17 protein-coding genes are annotated in these 15,847 nt (G+C 71.1%); 9 read left to right on the forward strand and 8 right to left on the reverse strand.

Annotated features, from left to right (window positions below):
* Positions 1–79: 79 nt before the first annotated feature.
* From HUX53_RS34630 to HUX53_RS34645, 4 genes are all read right to left on the reverse strand, one after another.
* Positions 80–2,806 (reverse strand): hypothetical protein, encoded by a 2,727-nt coding sequence (locus HUX53_RS34630; protein ID WP_176407495.1) that lies wholly within the window; start codon positions 2,804–2,806, stop codon positions 80–82.
* A gap of 149 nt (positions 2,807–2,955) precedes the next feature.
* The gene (locus HUX53_RS34635) at positions 2,956–3,159 is read right to left on the reverse strand and encodes a PspC domain-containing protein (RefSeq protein WP_176407496.1); all 204 of its coding nucleotides are present in this window, start codon (positions 3,157–3,159) and stop codon (positions 2,956–2,958) included.
* Between the two features lie 157 nt (positions 3,160–3,316).
* Positions 3,317–3,982: an HAD family hydrolase gene (locus HUX53_RS34640; RefSeq protein WP_309237570.1), complete on the reverse strand. Its 666-nt coding sequence runs from the start codon at positions 3,980–3,982 to the stop codon at positions 3,317–3,319.
* Positions 3,983–4,119: 137 nt separating this feature from the next.
* The gene (locus HUX53_RS34645; RefSeq protein WP_176407498.1) at positions 4,120–4,770 is read right to left on the reverse strand and encodes an MBL fold metallo-hydrolase; all 651 of its coding nucleotides are present in this window, start codon (positions 4,768–4,770) and stop codon (positions 4,120–4,122) included.
* 104 nt (positions 4,771–4,874) lie between these two features.
* Between HUX53_RS34645 and HUX53_RS34650 the strand changes: the two genes are divergently transcribed.
* The 3 genes from HUX53_RS34650 to HUX53_RS41975 all read left to right on the forward strand — a co-directional run bounded on the left by HUX53_RS34650 (position 4,875) and on the right by HUX53_RS41975 (position 7,259).
* Positions 4,875–5,939 carry a phosphotransferase family protein gene (locus HUX53_RS34650; RefSeq protein WP_176407499.1) on the forward strand — a complete coding sequence of 355 codons (1,065 nt, stop codon included), beginning with the start codon at positions 4,875–4,877 and terminating at the stop codon, positions 5,937–5,939.
* Complete coding sequence (locus HUX53_RS34655; protein WP_176407500.1) at positions 5,936–7,036, forward strand: hypothetical protein; 1,101 nt, start codon at positions 5,936–5,938, stop codon at positions 7,034–7,036. Before HUX53_RS34650 ends, HUX53_RS34655 begins: the two co-directional genes overlap by 4 nt.
* Positions 7,037–7,127: 91 nt before the next feature.
* Complete coding sequence (locus HUX53_RS41975) at positions 7,128–7,259, forward strand: hypothetical protein (protein WP_255205930.1); 132 nt, start codon at positions 7,128–7,130, stop codon at positions 7,257–7,259.
* A gap of 54 nt (positions 7,260–7,313) precedes the next feature.
* Here the strand turns inward: HUX53_RS41975 and HUX53_RS34660 are convergent, their stop codons facing one another.
* The 3 genes from HUX53_RS34660 to HUX53_RS34670 form a co-directional block, all read right to left on the reverse strand.
* On the reverse strand, positions 7,314–7,613 hold the full coding sequence (locus tag HUX53_RS34660; RefSeq protein ID WP_138641067.1) for a Fe-S cluster assembly protein HesB: 300 nt from the start codon (positions 7,611–7,613) through the stop codon (positions 7,314–7,316).
* A 96-nt stretch (positions 7,614–7,709) separates the two neighbouring features.
* On the reverse strand, positions 7,710–8,669 hold the full coding sequence (locus HUX53_RS34665) for an LLM class F420-dependent oxidoreductase (protein ID WP_176407501.1): 960 nt from the start codon (positions 8,667–8,669) through the stop codon (positions 7,710–7,712).
* A gap of 10 nt (positions 8,670–8,679) precedes the next feature.
* Positions 8,680–9,447, reverse strand: coding sequence for an SDR family oxidoreductase (locus HUX53_RS34670; protein ID WP_176407502.1), 768 nt, complete (start codon positions 9,445–9,447; stop codon positions 8,680–8,682).
* A 214-nt stretch (positions 9,448–9,661) separates the two neighbouring features.
* Here HUX53_RS34670 and HUX53_RS41980 point away from each other — a divergent pair, with 214 nt between their 5' ends.
* The 6 genes from HUX53_RS41980 (at position 9,662) to HUX53_RS34700 (ending at position 14,979) form a co-directional block, all read left to right on the forward strand.
* Entirely contained in the window at positions 9,662–10,111 is a 450-nt protein-coding gene (locus tag HUX53_RS41980; RefSeq protein ID WP_309237571.1) for an OB-fold domain-containing protein, read from the forward strand.
* Complete coding sequence (locus HUX53_RS34680; RefSeq protein ID WP_176407504.1) at positions 10,108–11,298, forward strand: lipid-transfer protein; 1,191 nt, start codon at positions 10,108–10,110, stop codon at positions 11,296–11,298. Before HUX53_RS41980 ends, HUX53_RS34680 begins: the two co-directional genes overlap by 4 nt.
* Before the next feature lie 69 nt (positions 11,299–11,367).
* Positions 11,368–12,027 carry a TetR/AcrR family transcriptional regulator gene (locus tag HUX53_RS34685; RefSeq protein WP_176407505.1) on the forward strand — a complete coding sequence of 220 codons (660 nt, stop codon included), beginning with the start codon at positions 11,368–11,370 and terminating at the stop codon, positions 12,025–12,027.
* Positions 12,028–12,539: 512 nt separating this feature from the next.
* Complete coding sequence (locus HUX53_RS34690) at positions 12,540–13,220, forward strand: hypothetical protein (RefSeq protein WP_176407506.1); 681 nt, start codon at positions 12,540–12,542, stop codon at positions 13,218–13,220.
* Between the two features lie 94 nt (positions 13,221–13,314).
* Positions 13,315–14,091 carry a hypothetical protein gene (locus HUX53_RS34695; protein WP_176407507.1) on the forward strand — a complete coding sequence of 259 codons (777 nt, stop codon included), beginning with the start codon at positions 13,315–13,317 and terminating at the stop codon, positions 14,089–14,091.
* 81 nt (positions 14,092–14,172) lie between these two features.
* On the forward strand, positions 14,173–14,979 hold the full coding sequence (locus tag HUX53_RS34700) for a hypothetical protein (RefSeq protein ID WP_176407508.1): 807 nt from the start codon (positions 14,173–14,175) through the stop codon (positions 14,977–14,979).
* A 54-nt stretch (positions 14,980–15,033) separates the two neighbouring features.
* Here the strand turns inward: HUX53_RS34700 and HUX53_RS34705 are convergent, their stop codons facing one another.
* On the reverse strand, positions 15,034–15,396 hold the full coding sequence (locus tag HUX53_RS34705) for a hypothetical protein (protein WP_176407509.1): 363 nt from the start codon (positions 15,394–15,396) through the stop codon (positions 15,034–15,036).
* Between the last annotated feature and the right edge of the window lie 451 nt (positions 15,397–15,847).

Genomic DNA, 15,847 nt, shown 5'->3' on the forward strand with positions numbered 1-15,847 from the left:
ATTATGATTGTTATTTTGGTTTTTTTTGCATAATTTATGATATGTGCACTCGATTTATATTCGGTTGATTTTTTTTTTTTCAAGCAGAAGGCGGCATACGTGTTGGTAGGCCGTCTGTTGGGCTCGGAAATGTGTATAAGAGACAGAGGTAGAGGGCCTCCGCGCCTGCCTCGTGTTCGCCGTCGACTATGACCGCGTCGAAGGAGTCGGGGGTGGGCGGGAGGACGTCCGGGATGCGCCAGAGCGGGAGGATCCAGGCGGGGACGTCGGCCAGCGCGGCGGCGGACGTCCAGGCGCGGGCGGTGGTGAGAGCCGTGCGGGCGGCTTGCAGTTCCTCTTCGGCGGCGGCCAGGTCGGTGCGCGCGGCCGGGGGCGGGGCGGTGGTTCCCTGGCGGGCCCAGGTCCAGGCGTCGTCCCAGCGGCGGGTGCGGGTGTGCCAGACCTCGTCGCCGTCGGTGGCGATCATGAGGTTGGCGAGGTCGGGGTGGACGGCGCGGACGCGGGCGAGGAGTTCATCGCAGCGGATCTGCAGGGAGCGTTCGTGGCGGGCCTCGGCGAGGGCGCCGAGGGCGCGGCCGTAGGCGGCGGCGTCGCGGGCGTTGATGGCGGCGACGGCGGCGGCCACTTCGGGGGGATCGTCGGCGTCGACGGGGCCGATCGAGTCGCGGAGGGCGTCGAGGTCGGCGGTGGCGCGGTTGACGCCGAGCCCTTCGAGGGCGTTGCGGAGGGCGGTGGCGTAGGCGTGCCACTGGGTCGGGTGGCCGAGCGGGATGTTGAAGCCGTTGCGTTCGAGCAGGCGGCGCGTCGAGTCGACGGCGCGCATGGCCTCGCCGATGCGGGCGAGGCGGGCGTGGGCGCGGACGAAGCGGGTGACGCGTTCGGCGGGCGGCAGGTCGGCGGGGAAGGAGATCCCGGCGGCCTCCCACACGTACTGGAGTTCGCGGCAGGTGATCCGCACCATGAGGTCGGTGTGGACGAGGTCGAGCAACTCGGGCGTGGTGGGGGCGGCGCCGTCCACGGTGACGGTGGTGAGGAGCGGCTCGGCCTGGCGCTGGGCGGCGGAGCGGAGCGGGCCGCGTTTCAGCGTGCCGCCGCCGGCGAGGTGGGCGCGCAGGTCCTGGGCGGCCGCGGCGAGGCCGCGCAGGTCGGCGTCGGCGGGCAGGTCGATGCGGTGGGCGCCGAGTTCGGCGAGGGCGCGCTCGGCCCACTGCGCGCGGGACGTCATCTCCGCGACCCGGGACCAGATGAGCGGACGGCGTTCGGCAAGGGCGTCGCCGAGTGCGCGGACGGCGAGGTCGGCGGCGTTCCAGCCGTCCGGGTGGCCGTCCAGTCCGAGGTCGTGGAGCGCGGCGGACACGATGGACGCGTCGCCGTCGAGGCGGGCGAGGAGGGTGACGTCGCTGTCGCGGAGGCGCTGGGACAGGTCCGTCTTGGCGCGTTCGGCGCGTTCGGCGGCGGCGATCTCCGCCTCGATCAGCGTGCGGACGTAGGCGGCGCTCGGCAGCGCGCCCGGGTCGACGTCGCGCTGCGCGGTGCGGGCCTTGCGGTCGGTGCTCTCCTCGGCGAGGAGGACGACGAGTTCGGCGGCCTCGGAACGGGAGATCGGCGGCGTGGGCGGCATGTCCGGCCGGACGGGCATCCACGACAGTTCGGGCTCTTCGCCGCGACGGTCCGGTGGGGGTTCGTCCGCTTTGTGGTGGAGTTCGGTGACCCGGCGGACGGCGGCCTTCTCACGTTCCGCTGCCGCGTCGACGTCGGGGTGGGCCGCGCGGATCGCGTCCGAAACCTGGGCGGCCGTCGCCGGGTCGGTCGCGGTGAGGGCGGCCAGGCCGGACGGGAGGGCGGCGCGGAGCGCGGCGGAGGCGGCGGGCCCGGACGTGGCGACGAGGACGCGGTGGCCCCGCGAGAGGAGTTCTACCAGGAGGTCTGGCACTGTTTCCGGCGCGCGCTCCGGAACGTGCATGACCTGCGGTTTCTGGGACGGGGAGACCAGGCGCGCCAGTCCGTCGGGGACTCCGCGCGACAGCAGGCTCAGCAGCGTGGCGTGGTGGTCGGCGATGGCGGCGCGGCCCGGGGGCCGGACGACCAGGGCCGGCGCGAGCCGGATGCGGGGCGCGGGCGAGACCGTGTCGGTGTCGGGCGTCCAGTCCTCGCGGTAGTCGGCGGGGGTGGTGATCGCCGTCTGGCACCATTTCCGGAGGACGTCCCCGACCGATGCGTTCAGCCCGAAACCCTGTCCGGCCTGCACGGCGTCCGCGATCCAGCCGGCGGGCCGGAATCCGGGATGCCCCGACAGCAGGTCCCGGTCGCGCAGGGTCGTGTGCCCGGCGAGCACGACGTCGATGCGTTCCGTACGGTCGTCCACCACGATCCGGACGGGCGTGCTCAGCAGATGGTCATGGACGGCCGGACGCCACGAAAGCAGGCCCGTCGCCAGCACGACCTCCTCGTCGGCCAGGTCCCGCAGGATCCGGTACCAGTTGCGGAGCGCGAGCCACCCGTCGAACTCGTCCAGCACGACGGGCGGTGTGAGCGGGATGACCGGGACGCTGAACAGGATGTCGCCGGGCCCCGCGTCCGCCTCCACGTAGACGTCGCCGGGCAGGCCCGCCAGCCAGTGGACGTGGTCGTGGTCGGCGAGGTCGCGGGAAGGGCGCCGCCGGGCCCGCGCCAGGTCGCGCAGGAACCCCAGCAGCCGGGCCGCGTACTCGGACTCGCGCGCGGCGGCTCCGCCGCCGGACCCGCCGGACGGGCCGGACCGACCGGGCCGGCCGCTCCGGCCGGGACCCGGGGCCTGCTCAGGCACCGCGGCTCCTTCCCTACCCACGAGGGGACGGACACCTTCATACCCGGCGGTCCCCGCATAGGCGACCGAACGGCAGAAAAGGTCCGATGGTGGTGCCCCGATCTAACACCCACGGGCGGACCCGGTCGAGCACTATCGATGATCTTGGGCTACCGCGCGGACGCCATGGTGCGGTTCTCGTTCGGCATCATCACCCACAGGACAAGGTAGACGACGAACTGCGGACCGGGCAGCAGGCACGACAGCACGAAGAGCAGCCGGACGGTCCCGGAGCTCAGGCCGAACCGGCGGCCGAGGCCGGAGCAGACACCGGCGATCATCCGGTCGTTGCGCGGACGGTAGAGGCCGTTCATGGGTTCTTCTCTCCCCGATTCGTCGAGCGGTGAACACGGCCGCGGGTTTTCGCGGCCACGTTCCCCACGCTACGAACCGGACGGCACGCCCCAAATCCATCGTCCGACCGGTTCCCGCGCCATACTCCGGGATTAGGGGACGTCCCCTAGGGGCGGCCTACGGCGCGTTGTACTCGGCGACGAGCTTCGGCAGGTCGACAAGGTCGTCCAAGACGAACAGGCACTCGCGCAGCGCCTCGTCGTCCTCCTGGATGTGCCCCCAGGGGCCACGCCGCAGGAACGCCATCCGCATCCCGAACTCCAGGCCGGGACGGACGTCGTTGTCGATGCGGTCCCCCACGTAGAGGACGCGGTCGGGCAGCACGTCAGCGAGCTGGGCGCAGCGCTCGAAGAACTCGTGGGACGGCTTGCGGACGCCCCATACGTCCGAGATGCCGACGACGTCCGCGTCCAGGCCAAGCGCCGCCATCTGCGCCGCCGCCTCGACCGGCTGGTTGCCGGCGATCCCGATGTAGAGGCCCTGGTCGCGCAGCCCGGACAGGCACGCCCGCGCGTCCGGATACAGATCGTCCGGCCCGAACCCGTTCGGCACGCCCGCCTCGGCCCGCCGCCGTTCCTCCTCCGCGAGATCGAACCCAGGCCGGAAGTACTCCAGGAGGTCCATGTGGCTGCCGCCCAGCGCGAGCACCGCGCCGAGCTTGCTGAGGAACGTGTGCCGCGGCACCCCCAGCCAGTCGGCCCACCGCCCGTAGATCTCCCCCTCATTGATGAGGGTCTCCCCAATATCGAAGAAAACCGCCTGAATGGGCCGGGGAGTCGACACGCGGCCGTCCTCGCCTAGCGGCTCGTCCGTCCGCGGTAGGCCACCCGCGGCCCCGCGCTTATGACCCGCGGCCTCGCCCTGATGGTCCGCGGCCTCGCGCATATGGCTCGCCGCCTCGCGCTGGTGGGGGGAGGGGTTCACTTTGCCGCCAGGTTTTCGGTGGTGCCGGGGGTCAGGCGGCGGAATTCCTTGCCCAGTTCGTTGCCGGCCCTGGTCACGGCGGTTTCCATGACCTTGAGGCCGATGTCGTTCAGCAGGCCGTCGTGGATGACGAAGGCGCGGTCCGGGTTGACCTCGCGGGTGTAGGAGAACAGTTCCGGGATCTTCAGCCAGGGGGCGTTGCCCGGCAGGCACAGGGTCGGGACGGGCTCGGACGGGACGGTCAGCGCGTCGCCCGGGTGGAACACCTCGCCGTCCACGAGGAAACCGACATTCGGGATGGGCGGCACGTCCGGGTGGAGGATCTCGTGGTCCTCGCCGTAGACGTGGACGTCGAAGCCGGCGATGGTCACGGCGTCGCCGTGGCCGACCTGGTGGACGCGTCCGCCGAGGTCGGTGAGGTTCTCGGCGACGACGCGGGACGTCCAGACCTCCAATGAGGGGCGCGAGGCCATCGCGGCGCGCAGGGCGTCGGCGTCGAAATGGTCGAAATGCTCGTGGGTGATCAGGACGGCGTCGGCGGTCGCGAGGGCGCCGGACGCGTCGCTGAACGAACCGGGGTCGATGACGATCGTGCGGTCGTCCTCGCTGATCTGGACGCAGGCGTGCCCAAGCTTCGTTAGACGCATCCGGCCATGTTCGCACGTCGGGGGCGGCGGCCCCATTGACCGGCCCCCGGCTCGTTGATAGAACACGTTCTAGTCTCGGCGCGGTCCAGCGACAGGAGGCAGCGATGCCCGTTCCCGACCAACGCGACCCCGAGGTCACCAGAAGCGCGCTGGCGGGCTGGCTCGGCCGGCACCTGCCCGGCGTCCGGATCCCCCTCGTGGACACCCCGCAGACCAGCGGATTCTCCAATGAGACGCTCATGTTCGACGCCGAGTGGACGGACGGCGGCGAGACCCGGCGGGAGCAGTTCGTCGCGCGGGTCGCGCCCAGCAGCTACCAGGTCTTCCCCGAGCCCCGGTTCGCCGACGAGTACCGGCTGATGCGCGTCCTGGACGAGCGCACGTCCGTCCCGGTGCCGCCGATCCGCTGGTACGAGCCGTCCGCGGACGTGCTGGGCGCCCCGTTCTTCGTGATGGGCCGCATCGACGGCCGCGTCCCGACCGACATGCCGCCGTACCACACGGGCGGCTGGGTGACCGAGGTCGAGCCGGCGGAGCGGGCCGCGATGTGGTGGTCCGCGCTGGAGATCATGGCGGCCCTGCACCGGCTGGACGTCCAGGATCTCGGCCTCGGCTTCCTCGACCAGCCGAAATGGGGCGCGCCCGGCCTCGACCAGCGGCTGAACTACTACGAGCACTACCTGCACTGGGCCTACCCGGGCCCGCAGGAGACGGCGCTCAGGGCGCTGGCCTGGCTGAAGGCCAACCGCCCCGAGGAGCCGGACGAGCCGGTCGCGCTGTGGGGCGACTCGCGCATCGGCAACGTGATCTTCCAGGCGGGCGTGCCGAAGGCCGTCCTGGACTGGGAGACCGCGGCGCTCGGCGCCCCCGAGGAGGACCTCGCCTGGTTCATGTTCCTCGACCGGCACCACAGCGACGGCATGGACGCGGCCAGGCTGGACGGCTTCCCGTCCTACGCGGACACCGTCCGGCGGTACGAGGAGCTGCTCGAACGCCCGATGCGGCACATGGCGTACTACGAGGTCCTGTCCGGCTTCAAGTTCGCGGTGATCATGGCCCGGATCGGGCAGGCGATGATCGACTTCGGCTGGATCGACGAGACGTCCGACTTCCCCTACAACAACAACTGCACGCGGTTGCTCGCGCGCGTCCTGGAGGCCGGCCGGTGACCCTCTCCCCGCTGGACGACTACCCGATCCACCAGGCACCCGAGGTGATGCGGCACGTCACCACGTCCGACCGCAACTTCTACGACCGGTACTACTTCAACGTCCACCCCTGCTCGGACGAGATGATGATGCTGATCGGCATCGGGCAGTACCCGAACCTCGGGGTGATGGACGCGTTCGCCGTCGTGCGGCGCGGGCCGCTGCACAAGGTCGTCCGGGCGTCGCGCGAGCTGGGCGACGACCGCATGGACACCACGGTCGGCCCGTTCCGCGTGGAGGTCATCGAGGGGCTGAAGCGGCTCAGGGTCGTCCTGGACGAGAACGAGCACGGTCTCTCGTTCGACCTCACCTGGGAAGGGTCGATCCCGGCCACGCTGGAGCCTCCGCACTACCTGCGCTGGCAGGAACGGGTCGTCTTCGATTCGCGACGCCTCGCACAGACCGGACGTTGGACGGGCACCATCACGGTGGAAGGCGAGACCATCGAAGTCACGCCCGACCACTGGTGGGGCTCGCGGGACCGGTCCTGGGGCATCCGTCCTGTAGGCGAGCCAGAGCCGCCGGGCATCCAGGTCAAGAACGCGGGCACGTTCTACTGGCTGTACACGCCGATCCAGTTCGAGGACCACTCCATCCTCTGCATCGTGCAGGAGGACGAGAAGGGTCGCCGCATCCTGGAAGAGGCCACCCGCGTCTGGCCCGACCGTGAGGCCGAGTATCTGGGACGTCCCGAATACCGCCCCGAATACACCGAAGGCACCCGCGACGTGGTCACCGCCACGCTCCGGTTCGCGCCGCCCGGCGGGGAGCCGTTCGAGGTGAAGGCGACGCCGATCCTGCCCGTCCACCTGATGGTCGGTACCGGGTACGGGCTGGAACCCGACTGGAAGCACGGCATGTACCAGGGACCGGACCTCAAGGTTCAGGGCGTCACCTACGACACCCGCAAACCGGACGACGCCGCCCGCATGTGGGGCATGGTCGACGCGGTCGGCCGGTTCGAGTACCTGGACGGCGCGCAGCCCACCGCCGCGGTCACCGGCTACGGCCTCTACGAGTACTGGGCTCTCGGCCCGCATCCGTCCTTCGATGAGTGAACGATCTGCAAGACTGAAGGCCGTGACGAACCCGCCTTCGCCCGACCCCCCGGACGCGGGACGGCCGTCCCGTGCAGAACTGGACCGGCAAGTGCGCGACCGTTACGGAACTTGGCGCGACCAGCCGCGCGGCCTCGCGTGCGCGGTCATCGCCGCCTTCGCGATCCTCACCACGGTGGCGTTCGTGTTCGCCGTGATCGCCGTCGTCGGGGCGATGCACTGACGGCACGAGACCCCGGGGCGCCTGGCAGGCGGTCCCGGGGTCTCGTCCCACGCGTCAGGTAGGGGTTCCCTCCGTCCCCTCCGCGATGGTGAACGCCACGTCGCCCTGCGGGTCGACCTGGGCGTCGAGGGTCTTGTCGTCGAGCATCTCGGCGACGGTGGGCTCCAGGTACACCTTGGCGCCCTCCTCCTCGACGACCTGGTCGCCGGCCTCGGGCGCCGGGGCGACCGAGAGCCGCAGGGCGTCCGAGCCGTCGAGCCCGGACTCGATGCGGATGCCGGTCTCCGGCGGAAGCTCCGGGTTCGCGGTCACTGTACGAATGACCTGGACGGCACCGCTGGTCAGGGTGAGCACGATCAGCTCCTCACGTCTCTGTCGTTCTCGTTCCGGATCTGCCCCACCCTCCCCGATCGGCATCGCGGCAAACATCGGGACGCGGCCGGACGGTGACTAGCCCGCCGAAGGCGCGAGCGCCCGCACCGCCTCCGCCTGGTTGAGCCCGCCGCCGGGGACGACGGCGAGGACCGGCGTGGTCAGGCCGTTGTCCACATACTCGCGGACGCGGGCGCGGCACGCGTCGGGCGACCCGTGCACGATCAGGTCGTCGACGACCTCGTCCGGGATGACCTCCAGGGCCTTCTTGCGGTCGCCGGCGGCCCACGCCTCGTTCATCGCTGCCAGCGCCTCGCCGCGTCCGAGCCACTCATGGAACGCCTTGTAGACGGGCACCGTCATGTACGCGGCGATCATCCAGCGGCCGATCGCGCGGGCCTCCTCGGCGTGGTCGGTCGGGCAGACGAACAGCCGCGCGATCAGCTCGGGCTCGTCGCCCAGCTCGCCGCGGACCGTCCGGACGTCCTTCGGCGCGAGCCAGTTGGTGATCGCGCCGTCGGCCTCCCGCGCGGCGAGCCGCAGCATACCGGGACGCAGCGCCGCGAGGACGATCGGCGGCGCCACCGCGGGCACGTTGTCCAGCTTGAAGCCCTTGACGGTGAAGGTGTCGTACTCCTCCTTCACCTTCTCCCCCGCGAGCGCCTTGCGCAGGAACCGCAGCGTGTCGCGGACGCGCTTGTACGGCTCCTCGAACGGGATCCCGTTCCACCGCTGCACGATCGTGTCGGACGAGGTGCCGATGCCGAGCACGAACCGTCCGGGCGCGAGGTCGGCGAGCGTCGCGGCCTGCTGGGCCAGCAGCGCGGGACCGCGCGTGTACACCGGGACGATCGCGGGGCCGAGGCGCAGCTCCGGGCCCCACTGCGAGGCGAGCGCCAGCGGGGTGAACGCGTCGGTGCCGTTCGTCTCGGCGGACCAGGCGTCGGTGTAGCCCAGCTCGGGCAGCTCGGCGATGAGCTCACGGTGCTCGGCCAGCGGGAGCCCGGTCAGCGGAATGGTCAGTCCCCAGCGTGACATGCGCGTCCTCCTAGGCGATCGACGGGCGGATGGTGGAGCCGCCGTCCACGACGAGGGTCTGCCCCGTCATCCAGGACGAAAGGTCGCCCGCGAGGAACACGGCCGCATTCGCGATGTCCTCGGGCTCGCCAAGGCGGGCCAGCGGCATGTACTTGCTGATCTCCTCCTCCTTGCCCTCCCAGAGCGCGCGCGCGAGGTGCGTCTTGACCAGGCCGGGCGCGATGCAGTTCACCCGCACCTTGGGCGCCAGCTCCATCGCGAACTGCCGGCTGAGGTGGATGACCGCGGCCTTGGTGACGTTGTAGTAGCCGATGCCGTGCTCGGTGACCAGGCCGCCGATGGACGCGATGTTGATGATCGAGCCGCCGCGCTCGGCCATGCCCGCCTTCAGCGCGAGCTGCGTCCACGCCACGATGGGGAACTGGTTGATCTCGACGGTCTTCGCGGCGGCGGCGGGCTCGATGTCGGCCATCGGCCCGAAGTAGGGGTTCGTGCCGGCGTTGTTGACCAGGATGTCGACGCCGCCGAACTCCGCGACGGCCGCGTCCACGCACGCGGCGGCCTCGTCGGCGTGGGCCACGTGCGCCGCCTTGGCGAGCACGCCCACGTTCGGGTGCGCCGCGCCGATCTCCTTGGCGACCTCGTCGAGCGACTCCTGCTTGCGGGACGAGAGCACCACGTTGGCGCCCTCGGCGGCGAACGCGGCCGCGATCGCCTTCCCGATGCCCCGGGACGCCCCGGTGACCAGGGCCGTCCTTCCCTCAAGACCAGTCCGCATCCGCGCGCTCCTGTACTCGCTCGCACCCTGTGGGCGGCAATGGGCAGAATCCGACTCGGTTCACTGTAGCGAAGTGACTGACGAGTCAGTTAGCTGGCCCGGCGGGCCGCGCACCCGCCCCCGTCCCGCTCACCGTCCCGCTCACCGGACGCGCATTCTTTCTAACGATTGTTTGGTTGTTACGCTGCGCCGGACGACACGAGGAAGGGGCCGCGTGACCACGACCAAGGAGCGCCGTCCGGCCGTCGAGGGCTGGTTCACCACCGCGGACGGCGACGTCCGCCTGCTCGGTACCCGCTGCTCGTCGTGCGGAACGCCGTACTTCCCGCGCAACGAGCTGGCCTGCCGCAACCCCGGCTGCACGGGACCGAAGGACGGCTCGGAGCTGGAGCCGTACGCCCTGTCCGCCCGCGGGCGCGTCTGGTCGTACGCCGACGCGCGCTACAAGCCGCCGCCCCCGTACGTCTCGCCCGACCCGTTCGTCCCCTACACGGTCGCCGCCGTCGAACTCGACGCCGAGCGCATGGTCGTCCTCGGCCAGGTCGTCCCCGGCGTCACCGTCGACGACCTGGAGGTCGGCATGGAGGTCGAGCTGACCGAAGGCGTCCTCTACGAGGACGACGAAGCCGAGTACACGGTCTGGATGTGGAGGCCCGTCCGATGAGTCGCGACATCGCCGTCCTGGGCGCCGGGATGCACCCGTGGGGCAAGTGGGGACGCAACTTCGTCGAGTACGGGCTCGCGGCGGCGCGGGAGGCGCTCGCCGACGCCGGGCTGTCGTGGACGGACGTCCAGTACGTTTCCGGCGCCGACACCATCCGGAACGGGTACCCGGGGTTCATCGCCGGTGCCACGTTCGCGCAGGCGCTCGGCTGGTCGGGCGCGAGGGTGTCGAGCTGCTACGCGGCGTGCGCGTCCGGCGCGCAGGCCATCAACACGGCGCGCGCGCAGATCCTCGCGGGCCTGTGCGACGTCGCACTAGTCGTCGGCGCCGACGCCGCACCGAAGGGCTTCTTCAAACCCGTCGGCGGCGACCGCCCTGACGACCCCGACTGGCTGCGGTTCCGCCTCCTGGGCGCGACCAACCCCATCTACTTCGCCCTCTACGCGCGCCGCCGGATGGCCATGTACGGGGCCACGCTGGACGACTTCGCCGCCGTCAAGGTGAAGAACGCGCGGCACGGCCTGGCGAACCCGAACGCCCGGTACCGCAAGGAAGTGACGGCGGAGGACGTCCGCGAGTCCGCCGTGGTCGCCGACCCGCTGCGCCTGCTGGACATCTGCGCGACCAGCGACGGCGGCGCCGCGCTCGTCCTGACGTCGATGGAGTTCGCGCGGCGGCACGGCGTCTCCGACCCGGTGCGCATCCCGGCGGTCTCGACGGTGACGCCGACGTTCCCGAAGACCGTCCTGGACCTGCCCGACTTCGCCACGGACTCGGCGATGACCGCCGCCGTCCCGGAGCGCCCGTTCCGCTCCGCGATCGCGCACGCCGCCTACGAGGAGGCCGGCCTCGGCCCCGACGACCTGTCGCTCGCCGAGGTGTACGACCTGTCCACCGCCCTCGAACTCGACTGGTACGAGGACATCGGGCTGTGCGAGCAGGGCGGCGCCGAGGAGCTGCTCCGCTCCGGCGCCACCGCGCTCGGCGGCCGGATCCCGGTCAACCCGAGCGGCGGCCTCGCGTCCTTCGGCGAGGCGATCCCGGCGCAGGCGATCGCGCAGGTGTGCGAGCTGACCTGGCAGCTGCGCGGCCGGGCCGAGGGCCGCCAGGTCGAGGACGCGCGGGCCGGCATCGCGGTGAACCAGGGCCTCTTCGGCCACGGGTCCGCCGTCATCGCCGTCCGCTGAGGGGTGTGGGCTCTCCGCGCGGCATGAGACGATCCGCACGGCGGCGTATCGTGAGCGCGGGGAGCGGTGATGGACCGGGACGGCGTGGGCGAACTCCGGCGGCTGCCCTCGGGCCGGCACCGGCTGTCCCGGGACTACGTCGCCGGCCACCAGGTGTCGCGCATTCTCGCGGCGGTCGTCGAGATCGCCGGAACCGAGGGGTACCGCGGCCTGACCGTTGATTCCATCATCGCCAATGCGGGCGTTTCCCGGGCCACGTTCTACGTACATTTCAAGAACAAGGACGACGCCTTTCTGCAGGCGTACGACCGCGAGGTCGGGCAGATGATGGACCGCGTCGTGGACGCCTACCGGGACGAGCCGGACGCGGCCAGCCGGGTCCGCACGGGCGTCGGCGAGTTCCTCCGCTACCTCGCCGCCCATCCCCGCGCCGCCCGGATGTGCGTGATCGAGTCGCTGTCGGCGGGGCCGGTGGCGGCGGCCCGCCGGGACCGGACGCTTGCCGCGTTCGCGCAGGTCGTGACCGACAACATGCACGAGCTCTTCCCGCACTACCCGAGCCCGGAGCTGCTGGCGGAGACGGTCGTCGGCGGCATCTACCAGGTCGCCTACGCGCGGATCTCCCGGGACGAGACCGACCGCCTGCCGGAACTGCTGGACGGCCTGCTGCACACGTTCGCGCTCCCCGACACCGACCGCTGGGGACCGGACGCGCCCCCGCGCACCTAGGCACGGGCACCTCCCCGGATTGGCGAAAAGCACGCAATTTCGGGACACGCCATCGTGTTCCCTGTGCCTGCCGGTGGTCCGGTTGAGGCCATGCCGCCGCCCCTCCCCGCCGGGGCCAAGGGGTGTTCGTCCAGTTGAAGCCCGCAATGCCGGGGGCCGCGGCGGGCCGATCGAGTCGTGGCCGGATCCGGCCAGCGGGAACTCCAGCCGAAATGACCACGGAGTCAGCTCCGCGGGCGGCGGCCCGCCGCCCGCGCACGCTGCGCGTTCGGCGGCCATCGCCGCGCACGGTGACGGCCGGCACACCGCCGCCGGGCCCCTATTCGGACACGATCCGAGTCCATAACCCGAAAGCTGAAACCCGGTCGAGCGCACCGTCCAAATGGCCCACCCCTTGATAAACGCCTTCATTCATGGTTCCGTCCCGGGTGCCGCGACGTTCGGTTCGCGCGGTCACGGGCCCGGACCGTGCGGACGTCGTGCACATGTCTCCCACCCCCGAAAGAGGCAGCATGAGAAAGCTCGGCAGAATCGCCGTTCCCATTCTGGGATCGGCCGCCCTGGTCGCCGGGATGGCCGGTACCGCGCTCGCGGCCGGCACCATCACCTCCGGCGGCGCCCCCTACACCGGCAGCGTGATCGCCACCAACCTCGGCAACGTGACGCTGGCCGGGAACAGCTTCCTCGGCCCCGTCATCAACTCCTGCACCAGCGCGAGCCTCGGCACCTACACCCAGTCCGACGGCACCGGCGGGCGGCTCGACAGCGTGTCGCTCTCCGGCTGCACCAACAACCGCGGCGGCACCACCACCATCACCGCGTCCGGCCTGCCCTACACCGGCGGCCACGTCGACTACGCCCCCGTCGCCGGCGGCCGGGACGGCAAGATCGTCATCGACGCGCCGAACGCGGCCGTCGACATCAAGGCCGTCCTCGACCTCCCGGCCTGGGGCCTGATGGGCGTCGAGTGCCACTACGGCCTGACGACGACGTCACCGCTGAACATCGACGTCTACAACCCGTCCAACGCCAACAAGCCCGTTCCGTCGAACTCGCACGGGCAGGGCAAGCTGGCCGGCCAGTCGCTGCAGTTCATCTCCGGCGCCTCGATCTGCCCGGCGTCGGCGTCGGCCAACGGCAACTTCCAGATCGTCACCGACCCGGGCGGCGCGAACCTGGACCTCGGCCCCTGATCCGCGTCCTCTGACCCCGTTCCCGATCCGACCCGCCCCACCGGGACGGGCCATCCGCGACGATGGCCCGTCCCACCCGCAGCCGGGAGTCCCCTTGCGTTCCAGCCTCCGCCGCCGGCTTCCGGCCGGCGCCGCCGCTCTGGCCCTCGCCGGCAGCCTGCTCGGCGCCGTCCCCGCCGCGCCCGCCGCCTCCGCCGACACGCTGCCCGACTTCGACTTCGCCGCCTGCCCGGACCTGCCGGCGGGCGCCGACCCGCAGTTCTGGCAGTGCAACATCGCCGTCACCTACGGCGGGACGTTCAAGCTCGGCGGCATCGAGACGACGATCGAGTCCCCGATCACCCTCACCTACGCCAACGGCTTCGACCCGATCACCTACGAGTCGAAGACCGTCTTCGGCTCGTTCAAGGCGAGCAAGTTCCTCGTCCAGCCGGGGCTGTTCGGCGACCCGTTCGTCACGGCCATCTACGCGCAGCCGAAGTACGCGGGCGGCCTCAACACCGACGGCGGCAAGGTCAACCTGAACCTGTCGGTGAGCGTGCAGAACCCGCTGCTCGGCAGCCGCTGCACCATCGGGTCGAGCTCCGACCCGATCGCGCTGAAGCTCGGCATCGGCGCCACGGACCCGCCGCCGCCGAACGAGCCCATCCACGGCGAACCGCCCGTCGTCGTGGGGACGAACCCGGTCGTGCTGAAGACGACCGTGGTCGACAACGCGTTCGCGGTGCCGAAGTCGGACAAGTGCGGCCTCGACCTCGGCCTAAAGAACTGGCTGGTCAACCTGTACGCGGGGCTGCCGTCCGCCGCCGGGAACAACACGGCGGTCTTCCAGCAGTACGCGAGCTTCAAGCCCTACACCGAACTCTCCTAGCCCGGCCCCACGCGCCGGACCCGCGCCGCACCTCCCCGCCGGTGCGGCGCGGATCCTCGATCCCTCCCAGGAGTTGACACGATGAGCACACCCTTCATGCGGCGCGCCGCCGCGGCGGTGGCCGGCACGGGCCTCACGGCCCTGGTCCTCACGGGCCTGTCCGGACCGGCGGCCGCGGACGTCCCGCCCGGCCTGGACTTCGACGACTGCCCGGCGGTGAGCGAGCTGCCGCCGGACGCCGACCTGACGTTCTGGCAGTGCAACGTGACCGTGATCAGCGGCGGACGGCTGCAGATCGGGTCCATCGACCAGGAGATCACCCAGCCGATCAAGATGACCTGGGCGACCGGCTTCGACCCGATCACGTTCGAGGGCTACAGCGTCTTCGGCCCCATGCGGGCCGAGCCGCAGCGGGTCAAGGGCGGCGTCCTCGGCATCGAGGGCACCGACGTGATCCCCATCCTGCAGATCAGCGCGCAGCCCGAGATGGCCGCCGACCCCGAGCTGGCCCCCGAGGGCCAGATCGCGCTCCGCCTCCGCCTCAAGATCAAGACGATCAACCCGCTGCTCGGCGACACCTGCTACATCGGCGGCGCCAAGGACCCGATCGTGCTGAACCTGACCTTCGGCACCACGGCCCCCCCGCCGCCGAACCAGCCGATCTCCGGCACCCCCGCGCACCCCGTCGGGGACGGCGTCATCGGCTCGACCCTGGTCGACAACGCGTTCGCGGTGCCGAAGTCGTCCGGCTGCGGCTGGAACGGCATCCTCAACGCGGTCGCCGACTTCCGCGCCGGCCTGCCGTCCGCCGCCGGCAAGAACACGGCGATCTTCGAGTCCTACGCGAAGTTCGCCCCCTACACCTCGCTACCGAACAGCACCGCCTGACTCAGGCCCCCCCGCGCCGTCCGGCCCGCCCCCGCCGCGGCCCGGACGGCGCGTTCAGTCGGCGGTACGGGCGACGCGAAGGGCGTAGGCGATCATCGGCGCCTGCAACGGCAGGCGACCGTAGGCGATCGCCCGCAGCGGCAGCGGACGCCGGCGCCAGTCGCGCGCCATCTTCACGTTGGCCGGGAAGACCGCGGCCATCAGCGCCGCCGTGGCGAGCGCACCCGCCTTCCGCGTCCGCGGATACGCGACGGCGGCGGCGCAGCCGAGTTCGGCGACGCCGCTGAGGTAGGTCCAGGTCCGCGCGCGGCCGGGCAGCCGCTCGGGAATGAGCGCGTCGAACGGCCTCGGGGCGATCATGTGCAGCGCGCCCATGCCGGCCATGACCCCGGCCAGCCTCCGGGACGAATCGGTCATGACACGCAGTCTGACACATCGGACACCGCGTCCAATAGTGACGGCGATGTGACACAAGTCACCACACCAAACCAGTGTGACCTGGGGCGTAGCGGTCACGTGTCAGATGTCACCGTCTCGGCGGGTTCGCGAAGTTTCCGGACGAGGTTAGCTTTGTACTGACCAGTCAGTACAAATTTGCCCTCCCGGAAGGTCGCGATGACGCCCGAGCACAAGACTCCGGGGACGGCTGCCGCGGCCGGGGGGACCGCCGCGGCCGTCTCCGGACCCGGCGCGACCGGTTCCGGGGCCGGCGGGGGCCGCCCCGGAACCGGCCCTGCCCCCTCCCTGGCTCTTAGACACATCTGACGCCGCCGACGAAGAGGGTAGTGTATATCCTGGTGCTCGGCGCATCCTTGAAAAATCAAGAATCAGTGATAACATAGCAAACATACAACCATCACATCAAACG

Origin of the sequence: Actinomadura sp. BRA 177, from assembly GCF_013372625.1 — a bacterium.
Taxonomy (GTDB): domain Bacteria; phylum Actinomycetota; class Actinomycetes; order Streptosporangiales; family Streptosporangiaceae; genus Spirillospora.